The sequence below is a fragment of the Methylibium petroleiphilum PM1 genome (assembly GCF_000015725.1).
GTDB lineage: Bacteria > Pseudomonadota > Gammaproteobacteria > Burkholderiales > Burkholderiaceae_C > Methylibium > Methylibium petroleiphilum.
Window position 1 is genome coordinate 844,632 of record NC_008825.1, and the last position, 17,280, is coordinate 861,911.

14 protein-coding genes are annotated in these 17,280 nt (G+C 65.1%); 12 read left to right on the forward strand and 2 right to left on the reverse strand.

The features are described 5' to 3' along the window. Positions 1-13: 13 nt before the first annotated feature. The 5 genes from MPE_RS04025 to MPE_RS04045 all read left to right on the forward strand — a co-directional run bounded on the left by MPE_RS04025 (position 14) and on the right by MPE_RS04045 (position 7,133). Entirely contained in the window at positions 14-1,171 is a 1,158-nt protein-coding gene (locus MPE_RS04025) for a BMP family ABC transporter substrate-binding protein (RefSeq protein WP_011828406.1), read from the forward strand. Between the two features lie 74 nt (positions 1,172-1,245). Further along, entirely contained in the window at positions 1,246-2,241 is a 996-nt protein-coding gene (locus tag MPE_RS04030) for a Rieske 2Fe-2S domain-containing protein (RefSeq protein WP_011828407.1), read from the forward strand. Between the two features lie 43 nt (positions 2,242-2,284). After that, entirely contained in the window at positions 2,285-3,064 is a 780-nt protein-coding gene (locus MPE_RS04035) for a hypothetical protein (RefSeq protein WP_011828408.1), read from the forward strand. Further along, positions 3,061-4,134: an adenosine deaminase gene (locus MPE_RS04040; protein ID WP_011828409.1), complete on the forward strand. Its 1,074-nt coding sequence runs from the start codon at positions 3,061-3,063 to the stop codon at positions 4,132-4,134. Before MPE_RS04035 ends, MPE_RS04040 begins: the two co-directional genes overlap by 4 nt. Before the next feature lie 428 nt (positions 4,135-4,562). After that, positions 4,563-7,133 carry an ABC transporter permease gene (locus MPE_RS04045; protein WP_011828410.1) on the forward strand — a complete coding sequence of 857 codons (2,571 nt, stop codon included), beginning with the start codon at positions 4,563-4,565 and terminating at the stop codon, positions 7,131-7,133. 83 nt (positions 7,134-7,216) lie between these two features. On the opposite strand, the gene MPE_RS04050 is transcribed toward MPE_RS04045, so the two are convergent. Beyond that, the gene (locus tag MPE_RS04050; protein ID WP_237706367.1) at positions 7,217-7,912 is read right to left on the reverse strand and encodes a response regulator transcription factor; all 696 of its coding nucleotides are present in this window, start codon (positions 7,910-7,912) and stop codon (positions 7,217-7,219) included. Continuing rightward, positions 7,909-10,836, reverse strand: a complete 2,928-nt coding sequence (locus MPE_RS04055; RefSeq protein WP_011828412.1) for an ATP-binding protein — start codon at positions 10,834-10,836, stop codon at positions 7,909-7,911. Before MPE_RS04055 ends, MPE_RS04050 begins: the two co-directional genes overlap by 4 nt. A gap of 593 nt (positions 10,837-11,429) precedes the next feature. Here MPE_RS04055 and MPE_RS04060 point away from each other — a divergent pair. From MPE_RS04060 to MPE_RS04090, 7 genes are all read left to right on the forward strand, one after another. Beyond that, entirely contained in the window at positions 11,430-12,929 is a 1,500-nt protein-coding gene (locus MPE_RS04060; protein WP_011828414.1) for an aromatic/alkene/methane monooxygenase hydroxylase/oxygenase subunit alpha, read from the forward strand. 91 nt (positions 12,930-13,020) lie between these two features. After that, positions 13,021-13,293 carry a toluene-4-monooxygenase system B family protein gene (locus MPE_RS04065; protein ID WP_011828415.1) on the forward strand — a complete coding sequence of 91 codons (273 nt, stop codon included), beginning with the start codon at positions 13,021-13,023 and terminating at the stop codon, positions 13,291-13,293. A 19-nt stretch (positions 13,294-13,312) separates the two neighbouring features. Beyond that, positions 13,313-13,648 carry a monooxygenase system ferredoxin subunit gene (locus tag MPE_RS04070; RefSeq protein ID WP_011828416.1) on the forward strand — a complete coding sequence of 112 codons (336 nt, stop codon included), beginning with the start codon at positions 13,313-13,315 and terminating at the stop codon, positions 13,646-13,648. A 30-nt stretch (positions 13,649-13,678) separates the two neighbouring features. After that, positions 13,679-13,987 carry an MmoB/DmpM family protein gene (locus MPE_RS04075; protein ID WP_011828417.1) on the forward strand — a complete coding sequence of 103 codons (309 nt, stop codon included), beginning with the start codon at positions 13,679-13,681 and terminating at the stop codon, positions 13,985-13,987. 47 nt (positions 13,988-14,034) lie between these two features. Beyond that, positions 14,035-15,021 (forward strand): aromatic/alkene monooxygenase hydroxylase subunit beta, encoded by a 987-nt coding sequence (locus MPE_RS04080; RefSeq protein WP_011828418.1) that lies wholly within the window; start codon positions 14,035-14,037, stop codon positions 15,019-15,021. Between the two features lie 101 nt (positions 15,022-15,122). Continuing rightward, positions 15,123-16,142, forward strand: coding sequence for a 2Fe-2S iron-sulfur cluster-binding protein (locus tag MPE_RS04085; protein WP_011828419.1), 1,020 nt, complete (start codon positions 15,123-15,125; stop codon positions 16,140-16,142). 29 nt (positions 16,143-16,171) lie between these two features. Continuing rightward, the gene (locus MPE_RS04090) at positions 16,172-17,233 is read left to right on the forward strand and encodes an alcohol dehydrogenase (RefSeq protein WP_011828420.1); all 1,062 of its coding nucleotides are present in this window, start codon (positions 16,172-16,174) and stop codon (positions 17,231-17,233) included. Positions 17,234-17,280: the final 47 nt, after the last annotated feature.

Below are 17,280 nucleotides of genomic sequence, written 5' to 3' on the forward strand. Positions count from 1 at the left end.
CACAGGAGTCAACATGAACCTACCGAGCCAGCGCCGCGCGCTGCTGAAACTGGCGGCACTGTCGTCCCTCGCGGCGAGCGCGGCGCTGATGGGTTGCGGCAAGAAGGAGGAGCCGGCCCCGGCACCTGCCCCGGCTGCAGCGCCCGCCGCCGCTCCGGCCGCCGAGCCGCTGAAGGCCGCGTGGGTCTATGTCGGCCCGGTCGGTGACGCAGGCTGGACCTACGCCCATGACCAGGGCCGCAAGGCGGTCGAGGCGGAATACGGCGACAAGGTCAAGACGACCTTCGTCGAGAAGGTGCCGGAGGGCGCCGACGCAGAGCGCGTGATCCGCGACCTGGCGGTGCAGGGCAACAAGATCATCTTCGCCACCTCGTTCGGCTACATGGAGCCGATGCTGAAGGTGGCAGGCGAGTTCCCGGACGTGAAGTTCGAGCATGCCACCGGCTACAAGACGGCGCCCAACATGCGCATCTACGATGCCAAGTTCTATGAAGACGCCTATGTGGCCGGCATCATCGCCGGCACGATGAGCAAGAGCGGCACGATCGGCTTCGTGGGCTCCTTCCCGATCCCCGAAGTGCTGCGCAACATCAACGCCTACACGCTGGGCGCGCAGAGCGTGAACCCGACGATCAAGACCAAGGTGGTGTGGGTCAGCACCTGGTTCGACCCGCCGAAGGAAGGCGAGGCCGCGCAGTCGCTGATCAACGGCGGCGCCGACGTGCTGTTGCAGAACACCGACTCCTCGGCCGTGCTGCAGACGGCCGAGAAGAACGGCAAGTACGCCTTCGGCTGGGACAGCGACATGAGCGCCTTCGCGCCCAAGGCCCACCTGGCGAGCTGCATCGTCGACTGGGGCGGCTACTACAAGAAGGCCGTCAAGGACGTGATCGACGGCAGCTGGAAGACCGAGCGCACCGTTTGGGGCGTCAAGGAAGGTCAGAACGACCTGATCAAGATTGCCGACGTGGTGCCCGAGGACACCAAGAAGAAGGTCGACGAGGCGAAGGCCGGCATGAAGGCTGGGACCTTCGAGGTCTTCACCGGCCCGATCCTTGCCAACGACGGCAAGGAGGTGCTGGCCAAGGGCGTCGCCGCTGACCAGGCATGGAAGGACAAGATCGACTTCTACGTCAAGGGCGTCGAGGGCAAGATACCGTCGGCCAAGTAGGCGGCGCGGCCCGCGGTCCCACACCCGCGCCGCAGGTGGCGTCCTGCGCCTGGAGTCTGGAGCGAGGGAGCGCGATGAACGACGAGCATCGCTGGTGGTATCCGGTCGCCACCGCTGCCGACCTGGGCGCCGGCCCGCTGCCGGCGGCGCTGTTCGGTGAGGACCTGGTGCTGTGGCGCGACGAAGCCGGCACGCCGCACGCCTTCACGGATCGCTGCCCGCACCGCGGCACGCGGCTCTCGCTCGGCGCGGTGCGCGTCGTCGACGGCCGGGCGCAGCTCGAGTGTCCGTACCACGGCTGGCGCTTCGACGGCGGCGGGCGCTGTCTGCGCATCCCGGCGCTGCCCGACTTCACGCCGGCGACTGGCCATGCGGCGCGGGCCCATCCGCTGCGCGAGGCGCATGGCCTGCTGTGGGTCGTGCTCGGCGGTGATGCCAACCTGGAGACCGTCGCCACGGCCTGCCTGCCCGACCCGGGGCCGGTACCGGGCCGTGCCGTCGTCTGCGGTCACTACGACGTGGGCACATCGGCGCCGCGGGTGGTGGAGAACTTCCTCGACACCTCGCACTTCGCCTTCGTGCATGAAGGCTGGCTCGGCGACCGCGACCACACCGAAGTGCCGATCTACGACGTGGTGCCCGACGCCAACGGCGCGCCTGGCGTGCCGCACTACCGTGCGTGGCAGCCGCAGGCCAGCGCGCAGTCGGCCGGCGGCGCCTGGGTCGACTACCGCTACCAGGTGCTGTCTCCCTGCAGCGCCTTGCTGGTCAAGCAGGCCGGCGACGACGCGCAGACGACGCAGGAGGCCTATGCGTTATGGGTTGCGCCGCTGGAACCTGAGCGCAGCCGCGTGTGGTTCACGCTGTTCACCTGCGATACCGCCACGCCCGACGAGACGCTGCGCGCCTTCCAGCACGGCATCTTCACGCAGGACCAGCCGGTGCTCGAATCGCAGCGGCCGCGCCGGCTGCCGCTGAGCGGCAGCGAGGCGCACTGCGCGGCCGATCGCCTGAGCACCGCCTACCGGCGCTACCTGCAGGCGCAGGGCCACACCTACGGCACCTGCTGAGGCGAGCGAGACCGCGGGCCGGCGAGCGGCGTGGCGTGCCAAGATGCTCCTCGCGTCGCCGGTGCGCGAGGGCGACGACGAGGTGCGCACGATGAACCACCCCCGAACGCTCGATGGCCCGGTGTGGATCGCGATCACCGTCGGCGTGCTGCCGGTGATCGCCGGGCACGCCGCCTACCTGATCTCGGCCGGCGACGGTCTGGTGCCCTGGTGCGTGCCCTATTGGGACGGCTGCGTGTCGATCTCGCGCGCGGCGCGCCACGGCCTGGCCAATCTGATCTTCAAGGCCGTCATGCTGCCGGTGGCCGGGCTGCTGCTGGTGTTCTGGTGGCTGGCCCATGGCTGGCTGGGGGCGCTCGGCCGCGGCCGGATGTCGCGCCACGCGATGCTGGCGCTGGGGGCCGTCGGTGCGGTCTTCCTGGTGCTGTATGCCGCCTTCCTGGGCGTGGAGGGCAGCGTCTACCAGTGGCTGCGCCGCTATGGCATCACCGTGTACTTCGCGTTCACAGTGCTGTCGCAGATGCTGCTGGTGCGGCTCTTGCAACATGAGCGCCGTGTCCCCGCGGCGCTGCGTCGAGGCCTGCTGATGATGTGCGCGGCCATGCTGCTGCTGGGGCTGGCCAGCGTGCCGCTGCAGCACATGGCGGCAGACCGCGATGCAGCCGTCAACCGCATCGAGTGGTGCTACGCGCTGCTGATGACCGCGGTGTTCCCGCTCGTCGGGCTGGCCTGGCGGCGCAGTGGCGTGCGGCTCGCCTGGCGGGCTGGGCCGCATGCCATGCTCGGGCAACCGACAGACGATCGTGAAGGAGCCGAACGATGAACCGACCGACCCGCGCGCTGCCCTTCGACCCGACCCGCGTCGGGCGCGAGGCGTTGCCGGCGTTGCCGGCGCTGCTGCGCGGCATGCCGAAGGCCGAACTGCACATCCACATCGAGGGCTCGCTGGAGCCGGAGCTGATCTTCGCGCTGGCCGGCCGCAACGGCGTCACCTTGCCCTATGCCAGCGTCGATGCGCTGCGCGCGGCCTATGCCTTCACCGACCTGCAGAGCTTCCTCGACATCTACTACGCCGGCGCGAGCGTGCTGCTGGAGGAGGCCGACTTCTTCGACATGGCCATGGCCTACTTCCGCCGTGCCGCCGCGGACCGCGTGGTCCATGCCGAGTTGTTCTTCGACCCGCAGACGCACACCGAGCGCGGGGTGCCGGTCGAGACGGTGATCCGGGGCCTGGCTCGCGCCCGCGCAACGGCGCAGCAGGAACTGGGCGTGAGCAGCGAGCTGATCCTGTGCTTCCTGCGCCACCTCAGCGAGGACGCGGCCTTCCAGACGCTGGAGCAGGCGCTGCCTTACCGCGAGCACTTCATCGGCGTCGGCCTCGACAGCAGCGAGCGCGGGCACCCGCCGGAGAAGTTCGCGCGGGTGTTCGCGCGCTGCCGAGAGCTCGGCCTGCGTCTCGTGGCGCATGCCGGAGAGGAGGGGCCGCCGGCCTATGTGTGGAGTGCGCTCGACGTGTTGAAGGTCGAGCGCATCGACCACGGCGTGCGCAGCCTCGAGGACCCGGCGCTGGTGGCGCGACTGGCCGCCGAGCGCATGCCGCTGACGGTGTGCCCGCTGTCGAACGTGAAGCTGCGTGTGTTCGACACGATGGCGCAGCACTCGCTCGCGGCGATGCTCGACGCCGGCCTGTGCGCCACCGTCAACTCCGACGACCCGGCCTATTTCGGCGGCTACCTGAACCAGAACTTCATCGAGACCTTCGAGGCGCTGCCGGCACTGGGCGCCGCACAGGCCTACCGGTTGGCACGCAACAGCTTCGAGGCCAGCTTCGCGAGCGCGGCGCAGAAGCAACGGTGGTGCGATGCGCTCGATGCGCATTTCGCGGGGGTGTGAAGGAAGCCGCCTGTTGAGTGTTGGCGCGGGCGCCGCGCCGGTCCGCTGTGTTGCGTTCATGTCCTCCGTCCCGGACTCCGTCCGGGCCTCCCCCTTTACTTCACTCCACACAGCGGCCCGTCACGGCGCTTCGATGCACCGTGGACTGCGGGGCTTGAAGACCTTCGCACGACACGGTGGTGCGTGCGACCAGGGCGTCGGGTGAATGGCGAAGCGAAGTAAAGGAGGAGAGTCCGGCCCGTCGGGCTGGGCTCGGGGGACATGAGCGGAGCCGTTTACCCGGCGGCCTGGTCGGCAGCGCTCGGTCCAAGCGAGCGCAGGCAAGCGCTTTGCCCCATGCCCTCCCAAAGCCCCGCGCGGCACTTGCAGTGGTCGCTGCGCTACCGTGCAGCCTTTGCTGACATGCTCCCGCCGCACCTGTCTCACCGATGAACGCGCCCGCTCCGACCCCGCCGACCCTGTGGACCCTGGCACGCCGGCAGCTCGTGCGCGACTTCCGCGCCGGTGAACTGCGGCTGCTGATCGTCGCGGTGATGCTGGCGGTGGCCGCGCTCACCGCGGTCGGCTTCTTCGCCGACCGGCTGAATCAGGGCCTGGCGCGCGACGCGCGCTCGCTGCTCGGCGGTGACGCCATCGTCGCGAGCGACCAGCCGGCGCCGTCGGGCCTGACCGAGCGGGCCCGTGCCGACGGGCTGGTGGTTGCCAACACCGTGAGCTTCCCCAGCATGGGCCGCGCGCCGGACGCGCAGGGCGGGGCCTCGCGCCTGGTGGCCGTCAAGGCGGCCAGCGACGGCTATCCGCTGCGCGGCCAGCTGAAGATCGCCGATGCGCCGGGTGCCCCCGAGCGCCGGGCCACGGGCGTGCCGGCCCCAGGCAGTGTGTGGGTCGACGCGGCCATCCTCGACTCGCTGAACCTGAAGCCCGGCGATCCGCTGCTGCTCGGCGACGCCAGCCTCACGATCGCGGCCGTCATCACCCTCGAGCCTGACCGCGGGGCCGGCTTCATGAGTTTCGCGCCGCGCGCGCTGCTGAACATCGCCGACCTGCCGGCCACCGGACTGGTGCAGCCGGCCAGCCGCGTGACCTATCGGCTGGCGCTGGCCGGGCAGGGACCGGGCGGCGATGCGGCGGTGCGCGGCTACGTGGCCTGGGCCGAGACCGAGGCCAAGGCGCAGGGCTGGCGCGGGTTGCGCATCGAGTCGCTCGACAGCGGTCGCCCGGAGATGCGCCAGACGCTGGACCGCGCCGCCAAGTTCCTGAACCTCGTCGCGCTGCTGGCCGCGCTGCTGGCCGCGGTGGCGGTGGGCATCGCCGCGCGCGACTTCGCCGGTCGCCACCTCGACGACTGCGCGATGCTGCGCGTGCTGGGCCAGCCGCAGCGCCGCATCGCCGGGGCCTATACCGTGGAGTTCGCGGTGGTGGGGCTGATCGCCAGCGCGCTGGGCGTGCTGCTCGGCCTGGTGGTGCACTTCGTGTTCGTCGCATTGCTGGCCGGGCTGGTGGATTCGGCGCTGCCGGCGCCCAGCGTGTGGCCGGCGCTGTTCGGCCTGGGTGTGGGACTCACGCTGCTGCTCGGCTTCGGGCTGCCGCCGGTGCTGCAGCTCGCGCAGGTGCCGCCGCTGCGGGTGATCCGGCGCGACCTCGGCGAGCTGCGGCCGGCGTCGGTCGGCGTGCTGCTGGCCGGCTTTGCGGGCTTCTCGGCGCTGCTGCTGGCGGTGGCCTCGGACCTGAAGCTCGGGCTCATCACGGTGGGCGGCTTCGCGGTCGCGATCGCGGTGTTCGCGCTGATGTCGTGGCTGGCGGTGCAGGCGCTGCGGCGCGCGGTGCCGTCGTCGGCCGCCGGTGCGCCGCGCTGGCTGGTGCTGGCGACACGCCAGGTCGCGGCGCGGCCCGGTTTCGCGGTGCTGCAGGTCAGCGCGCTCAGCGTCGGTCTGCTGGCGCTGGTGCTGCTGGTGCTGCTGCGCACCGACCTGATCAGCAGCTGGCGCCAGGCCACGCCGCCCGACGCGCCGAACCGCTTCGTCATCAATGTGCAGCCCGAGCAGGGCGAGGCCTTCCAGCAGCAGCTGCGCGACGGCGGCGTGAAGACCTACGACTGGTACCCGATGATCCGCGGCCGCCTCGTCGCGGTGAACGGCAAGCCGGTCAAGCCCGAGGACTACGCCGAGGACCGCGCGCAGCGCCTCGTCGAGCGCGAGTTCAATCTCAGCCACGACGCGCGGCTGCCGGGCCACAACCAGGTCGTCGCGGGGCGCTGGACGGCCGACGAGGCCGGCGCGATCAGCGTCGAGGAAGGGCTGGCGGCGACGCTGGGCGTGAAGCTCGGCGACACGCTGCGCTTCGACATCGCCGGCGTGCAGCAGGAAGGGCGCATCACCAGCCTGCGCAAGGTCGACTGGGGCTCGATGCGGGTCAACTTCTTCGTGCTGTTCCCGACCGCCGACCTGCCCGAGGAGCTGCCGGCCACCTACATCGCGGCGTTCCGCGCACCCCCGGCCCAGCCGGGCGCGCCGGGCTTCGACAACGCGCTGTCGCGGGCCTTCCCGAACATCACCAACGTGGACGTGTCGGCCTCGATCGCCCAGGTGCAGCGCGTGCTCGACCAGGTGATCCGCGCGGTGGAGTTCCTGTTCGGCTTCACGCTGGCGACCGGCCTGGTGGTGCTGTTCGCGGCGGTCACGGCCACGCGCGAGCAGCGCGCCCGCGAGTTCGCGGTGATGCGCGCGCTCGGCGCCGGCGGCGCGCTGCTGGCGCGCGTGCAGCGCGCCGAGCTGTTGGGGGTGGGCGCACTGGCCGGCGTGCTGGCTTCGGTGGCCGCGCTGGCGGTCGGCTGGGCGCTGGCGCGCTATGCCTTCGAGTTCACCTGGAGCGCACCGCTGTGGGTGCCGCTGGCCGGCGGCGCGGCCGGTGCGCTGCTGGCACTGGCGGCCGGCTGGTGGGGCCTGCGCGAGGTGCTGACACGGCCGGTGGTCGAGACGCTGCGTCGCGCGGCGCAGTAGCGGGGAGTGCGTGGGGCTTCGCCTGACGAATGCGGCCATCCCGTCTTGGCGTGCGCTGTTGAGGAACGGCCATCTGGCGTTGACTAATCCGGGGCGCTCGACCGCAATCGCTCGACCATGCGAACCAGCTCAGGCAGTGACTTGGCGCTCATCTTCTGCATGAGCCGGTGACGGTGAACCTTCACGGTCTCTTCGGTGATACCGAGATCGAACGCGACCTGCTTGTTGCGCAGACCCTTGACCACTCCGACCAGCACCTCCCGTTCTCTGGCGGTGAGAGTTCCGTAGCTTTCTCGGACTTGCTCGACTTCAGCACGCTCACTTCGAGAATGCTGTTCCACCATGAATGCTGCAGCAATGGCATCAAGGAGGCATTGGTCCGAGAACGGCTTTGGAAGAAACTCCACGGCCCCCGCTTTGATCGCACGAACCGTCATCGGGATATCGCCGTGACCGGATATGAAGATCACGGGAATGTGCTTGCCCGACGCGGAAATGTGGCGTTGCAGATCGAGCCCGTTCATCTCAGGCATGCGGACGTCGAGCACCAAGCATGACGGCGCCTCGTGCCATGCCGACTTGAGAAACGTCGTCGCAGATTCGAACACCTCGACCCGCATGCCGGCTGATCGAATCAGGCTGCTCAAAGCTTCACGCATCGCATGGTCGTCGTCGACGACATAGACGACCGGACGCGCAGGGCCTCCAGTCATGCCATCGCCCTCCCGCCTTTCGGTCGAGCACAGGTCGTCGGCTCGTGAGCGAATGGGCTCGTTCATGGTTCGGCGTGCTCTGCGATCGGCAGACGGAACTGCAGCGTCAATCCTTGCGTCTTGTTCGCCTGGGCCCACAACCGTCCACCATGTGCCTCGACGATGGATCGGCAAATCGCCAGTCCCATACCCATGCCGTCGGGCTTGGTGGTGTAGAACGCTTCGAATATCCGCTCGAAATCAGCAGTCACCAGTCCTGTCCCTGAGTCGCTGACCGAAACATCGATATCTCCACCGTGCTTCACGACGCGCAGCTCCAGCTGACGCTCAAGTGTCGCGCAGGAGCCCATGGCCTCGATGCCATTCATCATCAGATTGAGGATCACCTGCTGGAGCTGGACGCTGTCCGCGAACACGCGAGGCAGATCGGAGTCGACGTGCTTGATCAACTGGACGCCAGCGGATCTGAGCGAATCACGCGCCAGGCCTATGACATCTTCAACGACGTTGTCCATGCAGACCATGGTTCGATCTGTCTTGCTCCGCTTGAGGAAACCCCTGATCCTGGCGATAACCTCGCTGGCCCGATTGGCATCTCGAACGATCCGCTGTATCGCATCCTGAACTTCGAGATCGTTTCGTGGTTCCGTCGAGAGCCAGCGCAGGCAGGCGTGGCCGTTGACAACGACGGCCGTGAGGGGCTGGTTGACTTCATGCGCAATCGAAGCTGCGAGTTCACCCATCGTTGTCACCCGCGAAACCCGTGCGAGCGCATCCTTGGTCTGAGCGAGTTCCACCTCCGCGCGCTTCTGCGTTGTGATGTCCTCGACAACCGTGATCAATGTGGGAGGCAGGTCCGAGGTGCCGGGAATGAGCGATTCACGAACGTTCGCCAGGATCGTCATGCCATTGCGATGCCGGTACCTCCTTTGCTGTCGCATCTCTACCTGGCTGCCGTTGACGAGCCGTTCGAGTTGAAGGCGACGATCCTCATGGCCTGCTTCGGCATCTGTCATCAGGTTGCCGAGACCGATCAGCTCACTTTCGGTGTATCCCAGCATCTCCTGGAGCGCGGGATTTGCAGCGTGCATGTTTCCCTGTAGGTCGCTCAGTGATACGCCGACGGCGGTGTTTTCGTAGACAGCCCGCCAGCGCCGCTCTGATTCCTTCAATGCATCGTGGCTCCGTTGAAGCCCCTGCTTGCTCGCAATGAGTTGCTGCGTCAACTGAGCAAGATCCTCGTTCTGCGACGCCAGCTCCTTCTGCAGCGCCTCGCGGGCCAGCTTCATCGTGACGATGTTTCGTACTCGAACGAGCAACTCGCGCGATGAAAATGGCTTGACGATGTAGTCCTGGACGGAGTCGGAGAGCAGCTTCAGGCGAAGGGACTCATCCGCCTTGGCTGACAACACGAGAACGGGAATATGCGCGAGTTCTGGAGTCGACCGGAGCTCCGACACCAGCTTGTCGCCGCCGAGCTTCGGCATCATCAGATCTGTGATGATGGCATCGGGCGCCTGCGCCCGGGCCTGGGTGAGCGCTTGCAAGCCGTCTGCAGCGTGTACGACCCTGAAATCGCTGGAGAGGACCTCGACGATAAAGCGCCTCATGTCGGCGTTGTCCTCGGCGACCAGCACGAGAGGCTTTTCTGATCCAGACAGATCCGAGACGGCATCGAACTCGGCCCGCTGCAGCTCCTCTATGGTTCCGACGATCTGTCCGCGATTTCGGTTCCCGAGGGGCGAGTCGACGGACCTGATGTAAGCGCCCAATGGCGCTCGCGAAGGGAGCTCGACTCGAAACTGTGCACCTCCGCCGATGGCATCGGAAACCGAGATCGTTCCGGTGTGAAGGTCCACGAACTCCTTGGCAATGGCCAGGCCGAGACCGGTCCCGCTGAAGCTTCGCGTGGTTCCACTCTGCGCCTGATGAAATCGCTCGAAGATCTCCTCTCGCAGATCGGCCCTGACGCCGCATCCACTGTCCTCGACGACAAGCTGGATGCTGTGGTCCGGGTTGGCTTCGAGGGAGCAGCGGATACGGCCGAAATCCGGTGTGAACTTGAATGCGTTCGACAGCAGATTGAGCAGGATCCGTTCGAACATCTGTTGGTCGACCTCGACTTCCAGCGCCGCGGGAGCCTGAACAACGTAAGACAACGAGCGCTCCGCCGCGACGGCCTCGAAGTGCGCGGCAAGAGTGCGAACCTCCGCAGCCAGGTCGACGCGGGTATAACGAAGCGCCATCTTTCCGGCATCGAACTTCGCCAGATCCAGAAGGTCGTTGACATGCTTCATCAGCATCGCCGCATTGCGCTGGATGACCCGAAGATCGCGCCGCTGAGCGTCGCTGAGCCCTTCGCTTGTTGCGAGTAGCGACTCTGACGGGCCGAGTATCAGCGCGAGCGGAGTCCGCAGTTCGTGGCTGACGTTCGCGAAGAAGTCGCTCTTGGCATCGTCGAGACGCTGGATCTTGTCGAGCAATCTTTGCAGTTCGCGGTTCTTGCGCGCTATCTCCGCTTCGGCGCGCTTCTTGTCTGTGATATTTCTGCCTTCTGGCAACAGGAACACGATCTTCCCGGAGTTGTCTCGGATGGGCAGCAAGGAATAGTCGATCAGGATCGTCTCCTGACCACCTTGTTGCCCATAGATCTCGAAATCACGGCGAACGAACTCGCCTTCGCCAGCTCGGCGGATGACCTCACGTTGCTCCCTCCGAACCTCGGGAGAGGTTGCCCACCAGCGTGCCTCCCAGAACGGTCTGCCTTGGATGTCGTCGAGCGCGATGCCGGCACCTTCCAGTGCTGCACGATTGATCTCGAGCGTCGTTCCGTGGGCATCGAGCAGGCCGACAAATTCGTAGAGTTCGTCGAGCACGATACGGGCGAGCTTCTCGCGGTGAGTCTGCACATCGTCCGTGGCGCGCAATGTGACATCGCGAACGCAGAGCGAATCAGAGGCGGCAAAAAGCTGGCGGTTGATATTGGGCATGACCGGATTTCAGCAAGATGATGCGCGCTATCGCAGCGATCGCCGACCAAGACTACTGGAAGACATTGGAGGCTTGCGGCGGGTTTTCACTAGGGGTTCGCTCGGCTGCCGAAGGACTCTCGAACTGACGGTGCCGAGGGGCCTGACCGGCGAAAGCACGGAGTCTGCGAACCCCGTAAACCAAAGTGCAATGGCGCCCGGATCGAGGCGCGCATAAGCTGCGTTCCAGATCAAGAAGAAGCAGAACGTCGTGCCTCGCTGGGGAGCTGGCGCAGAGCACAAGTGCTGGGACAGGAGACATTCGTATGGTCATGCCTTCTACTGAGCCGGCGCCGTGGCGCCGAGTGCAGAAGCGTGCGGCGAACGAAAGATTTTTTTCGACGGTTGGTGCCGGGGGTATGAGCAACGTGACCTTCGGCAGTTCGACACCTCACGCATTGAAAGCCGAGGTCGTCTGCGCCGCTCGAGCCGGTGTTGACGCTCCGCGATGAACGCCTCCGTCGATTCGATGCGGTGACTTGGATCGAACGTGTCTGTGTATCAAAGCCCGAGCGCGTTGCCGCTCGGATCTGTCAGGTCTAACGGAGAGAACGATGGCGCTACTTGAGCGGATGGATTGGTACGACCTCGCGCGGACCACCAATTGGACGCCGACCTACGTCAGCGAGGCAGAGCTGTTTCCGACCGAGATGTCGGGGGACATGGGAATCCCGATGTCCGAATGGGAGAAGTACGACGAGCCGTACAAGCAGACGTATTCGGAGTACGTGAAGATCCAGCGTGAGAAGGATTCAGGCGCCTATTCGGTGAAGGGCGCGCTGGAGCGGAGCAAGATGCTGGAAAACGCTGACCCAGGCTGGATCAGCGTGATCAAGGCGCACTACGGTGCGATCGCGCGTGCGGAGTATGCGGCAGCGTCCGCGGAGTCGCGCATGGCGCGCTTCGCCAAGGCGCCGGGTCAGCGCAACATGGCGACGATGGGCATGCTCGACGAGATCCGCCATGGCCAGATCCAGCTGTTCTTCCCGCACGAGCACGTGTCGAAAGATCGTCAATTCGACTGGGCATTCAAGGCCTACGACACGAATGAATGGGGCGCCATTGCCGCGCGCCACATGTTCGACGACATGATGAACACGCGCAGTGCGGTGGCCATCGGGTTGATGTTGACCTTCGCCTTCGAGACCGGTTTCACCAACATGCAGTTCCTCGGTCTGGCAGCGGACGCCGCTGAGGCGGGCGACTGGACCTTCGCCAGCATGATCTCCAGCGTCCAGACGGATGAGTCTCGTCATGCTCAGATCGGCGGTCCGCTGGTGCCGATCCTGATCGCGAACGGCAAGAAGGCCGAGGCTCAACGCATGATCGACGTTGCGTTCTGGCGCTCTTGGAAGCTGTTCACTGTGCTGACCGGACCGATGATGGACTACTACACGCCGCTCGCGCATCGCAAGCAGTCGTTCAAGGAGTTCATGCAGGAGTTCATCGTCACGCAGTTCGAGCGCTCCATCCTGGATCTGGGACTCGAACGACCCTGGTACTGGGACCAGTTCCTGGCGGAACTGGATTACCAGCACCATGGCATGCACCTGGGGGTGTGGTTCTGGCGTCCAACCGTCTGGTGGAACCCGGCTGCAGGCGTCACGCCCGAGGAACGTGCGTGGCTGGAGGAAAAGTATCCGGGCTGGAACGACACGTGGGGCAAGAGCTGGGACGTCATCGTCGACAACCTGTTGAAAGACAAGCGCGAGCTCACGTATCCGGAAACGCTTCCGGTGGTGTGCAACATGTGCAATCTGCCGATCAACGCAACACCTGGCGATCCCTGGAAGGTCCGAGACCATTCGTTGGAGCGCAAGTCGCGCTGGTATCACTTCTGTTCAGAAGGCTGCAAATGGTGCTTCGAGCAGGAGCCTGAGCGCTACGAGGGCCACCTGTCGCTGATCGATCGCTTCCTCGCAGGGTTGATCCAGCCGATGGACCTGGGCGGAGGTCTCAAGTACATGGGCCTGGCACCCGGCGAGATCGGTGATGACGCCCATGGCTATGCCTGGCTCGATGCCTACCGCCAAGTGCCCAAGGCAGCCGCCTGAGCTTCATCGCCGCAACATCAGTTCGACGACCTCACTCCACCGGCGACTTCGGTTCGCCGGGAGTAATCCCTTTTGCCTGAAGGAGCATTCGATGGCCCTTTTCCCGCTGACTTCCAACTTCCAAGGCGACTTCGTGCTGCAGCTTTTGCCTGTCGATACGGAGCACACCATGGACCAGGTAGCCGCTGCAGCGGCCCATCACTCCGTGGGGCGCCGGGTGGCATCGCGTCCAGGCAACGTCATGCGCGTCCGCCGCCAGGGAGCGAGCGAACCTTTCCCCCGGAACACCACCGTTGCGACATCGGGATTGGCGCCGATGGAGTGCATCGAGATCGTCTGGGAGCCCTCCACGGCTGTCTGCTGATCACCACGGTATCGACGCTATGGCTTTCAACAAGGTTTGCTCGCTGGACGATGTCTGGGAAGGCGAGATGGAGTGTTACGAGGTCGACGGACAGGAGGTCCTGCTGGTCGCGCTCGAAGGCGGCGCGATGAAGGCGTACCAGGCGGTGTGCCCCCATCAGGACATTCCGCTCGTCGAAGGAAGGTTCGACGGCAAGAACCTGATCTGCCGGGCCCACCAATGGGTGTTCGATGCCTGCACGGGCGTGGGCATCAATCCTGGTGACTGTCGGCTCGCCAGCTACCCGATCAGGATCGATGGCAACGACGTGTTCATCGATACCGCTGATGTCAAGCCATTGTTTGCACACAGCTGAGAACCCATCACTTCGTTCGAGGATGAAAACATGAGCAGCAGTGGAACCGCACACGAGAACAACTACGTCGGTCCGATCATGCGCCAGGGCGAGCTGGCCCGGGCGGTGGCGGAAGCCGCCGAGATCGACAACCCCGGCAGAACCGTCTCGGTGTTCGACAAGGTGGCTTATCTGCGGATCCAGGCGGACGACGAGATCGTCATCCGCCGGCAAACCGTCGAGGAGATGCTCGGTCGCCCTTTCAGGATGAGAGAACTGGAGGTTGACCTCTCTTCGTTCGCAGGGCAAATAGAGATCTCGGATGAAAAAGTCCGCTTCTACTTCAAGCGCCATCTCTGAACCGACCGATCGCTTCCCCCCAAAACAATGATTGCAGGAGACATCGCATGAGCGAAGCCGAGGTTCTCAAGCCCCTGAAGACGTGGAGTCATCTGGCGTCGCGACGCCGCAAACCCAGCGAATACGAGATCGTTTCGGTCGGCTTGCACTACAGCGATCGTGACGCCGATGCGCCGTTCGAACTCGATCCGAACATGCAGATGGCGCGCTGGTACAAGACCTACCGCAATGCCAGTCCCCTGAGACACGATGACTGGAACGTCTTCCGTGATCCGGATGAACTGGTCTACCGCACCTACAACATGTTGCAGGACGGACAGGAGACCTACGTCGTCGGGCTGTTCGATCAGTTCAACGAGCGTGAGCATGACAAGGCACTCGAGCCTACGTGGGCAGGTACGCTGGCGCGGCTCTATGCGCCGGGACGCTACCTGTTCCACGCGTTGCAGATGGCGTCGGCCTATGTGATGCAGATGGCGCCCGCGAGCACGATCACCAACTGTGCGGCGTTTCAGGCTGCCGACTCGCTGCGCTGGCTCAGCCACGCGGCTTACCGTACCAAGGAGCTTTCGCTCAACTTCCCCGAAAAGGGCTTCGGCGCCTACGAGCGACGCTACTGGGAGACCGATGCCGCCTGGCAAGGCTTTCGGGAACTGATGGAGCGGGTGCTTGTGACCTGGGATTGGGCCGAGGCCTTCGTGGCGCTGAATCTAGTGGCCAAGCCAGCCATCGAGGAGGCCGTGCTGCGCAAGCTCGGCGAAGCCGGCCGTCACAACGGCGACACGTTGCTCGGCATGCTGACCGATGCAGAGCTTCTGGATGCTGAACGTCACCGTCGCTGGGCTTCTGCGCTGGTGCGGCTGGCCATTTCCAAAGAGGGCAATGCCGCAGTCCTCAAGGGCTGGATCGCCAAGTGGGAGCCCCTGGCAGACAGGGCCATCGACGGATTCTGCGCCGCCGTGCCCGACGTTCCGAACGCCGCGGAAGGTGCCAAGTCGGCGGCGCGGACGTTCCGAAGCTCGTTGGGCATCTAGATCTGTCGGCCGCTTCGGTGGCCGGTCCATCCGACGCCGCGATCACGGATTGCGCCCATCAACGGGTGCAACGGCGGAGCGCTGCCGAGAGGAAAATCCACGTGAGTCATGCGATCCACATCGACGGGTGTTCAGCAAGCTTCACGCAGCGGGGTCAAGACACCTTGCTTCGCGCCGCGCTGCGCAACGGAGTGGGCTTCCCGTACGAATGCAGTTCTGGGGGATGTGGTAGCTGCAAGTTCGATCTTGTCGCAGGAGAGGTGATGGTGCTCTGGCCCGAAGCACCGGGCCTGACAGAGCGTGACCGTCGCAAGGGTCGTCAGCTGGCCTGCCAATGCGTGCCAACGAGCGATCTCACGATCAGGGTACGCAGCGATCCGGAGTGCGTACCGAGGATCATGCCGCGCCGCCTGCGCGCCCGGCTGATCGGCGTTGTCGACATCACGCACGACCTCCGTGAGTTCCGATTCGCTGGGAAGGAGCCTGCGGACTTTCTACCAGGGCAGTACGCCAGCATTGCGATCGAAGGCGTGAACGCGCCGCGTAGCTACTCCATGTCCAATTTGGCCAATCCGCAAGGCGAGTGGCATTTCCAGATTCGCCGTGTTCCTCGCGGACGGGCCAGCAACATGCTGTTCGACAACGTCAGGTTGAATGACGAGGTGGAGATCGACGGCCCGTACGGGTTGGCCTATCTGCGGAACGACAACGAGCGCGACATCGTCTGCGTCGCCGGAGGGTCGGGCCTGGCGCCGATGGTCTCGATCGCGCGTGGTGCGGCGGCTGCCGGATTGCTGGCGACGAGACGATTGCATTTCATCTATGGCGGGCGCGCGCCGCGCGACCTGTGCGGGGAAGCCCAGCTGCGCGCACTTCCGGGTTATGGCGACACCATCAGCTATCACCCCGTCGTATCGGATGCGCGCAGCGCCGAGGAGGCCGGCTGGACCGGCAATGTCGGATTCGTCCACGAGTGGCTCCCGCGGCTGCTTGGAGATCGAATGGCCGAGCAGGAGATCTATTTCGCCGGTCCGCCGCCGATGACGCAGGCGATCCAGGAAATGCTGATGGTTCGCTACCGAATTCCGTTCCAGCAGATCCACTTCGACAGGTACTTCTGATCGATCCCTGAACAACGAGGAGGAAAGCGATGAAAGCCGCCGTCTATTTCGGTCCTGAGCAGATTCGACCCGTCGATATTCCGGATGCCGCCATCGGGCAAGACCACGAAATGCTGGTCAAGGTGTCGGCCACGTCAATCTGCGGTTCCGATCTCCATCTGTATCGAGGGGCACTCGATCCGATCATGGAGCGCGGGAAGTCCCAGACGGGGCACGAACTGATCGGCGAGGTCATTGCTGTCGGCCGCTCGGTCGGTCGCTTTCGGAAGGGCGATCGCGTCAGCATGGCCTACTCCTGCTCCTGCGGGCATTGCTACATGTGTGAGGTGGGTCAGACTGCGCACTGCGAAACGACGAAGAAGTCCGTATACGGCTTCGGTGTCCCCTTCGGGAATCTCAATGGCACGCACGCCGAAGCGCTGGTGATTCCGCATGCCGATGGACATGCCATCCAGGTACCTCGACAGATTCCGGACGAAGCCGCATTGACGCTGTCATGCAACTTGCCGTCGGCCATCATCGCCAACAAGCTGGCCGATATTCAGCCGGGTGAATCGGTGGCCCTGGTAGGGTGCGGCCCGACCGGCCTGATGGCATTGGATATCGCACTGCAGCGTGGCCCAGGTCGTCTGGTGGTCATCGACAAGGTAGCCCACAGACTGGCGGTGGCGCGCGTAAAGGGTGCGGTGACCGTCAATGCATCCCAGGCTGGATGGAAGGACAAGGCGCTGGCTGAATGCGACGGCCGGGGCTTTGACAAGGTGATCGAGGTTGTGGGCTATCCCGAGACCCTGCAGATGTGCCTGGACATCGTGAGGCCAGGAGGCACGGTAGCCGCCGTCGGCGTCTTCACCGACAGCAACTTCAATCTCAACCTGGCCGACGTTTTCCTGCGTGACATCTCTCTGCACATGAACGGATTCGCCAACGTGCAACCGTTCATGTGGGAAGGACTGCGAATGATGGAGCGGGGCGTGATCAAACCTCAGGAGTACTTCACGCACTCGTTCTCTCTCGAGGACATCGCGACAGCGTACGCGACCTTCCACACCAAGTCAGATGGCGCGATGAAGATGCTCATCAAGCCCTAGCGCTTCTGGCAACCAATCGACACAACAAAAATTGAAGAGGATGACAA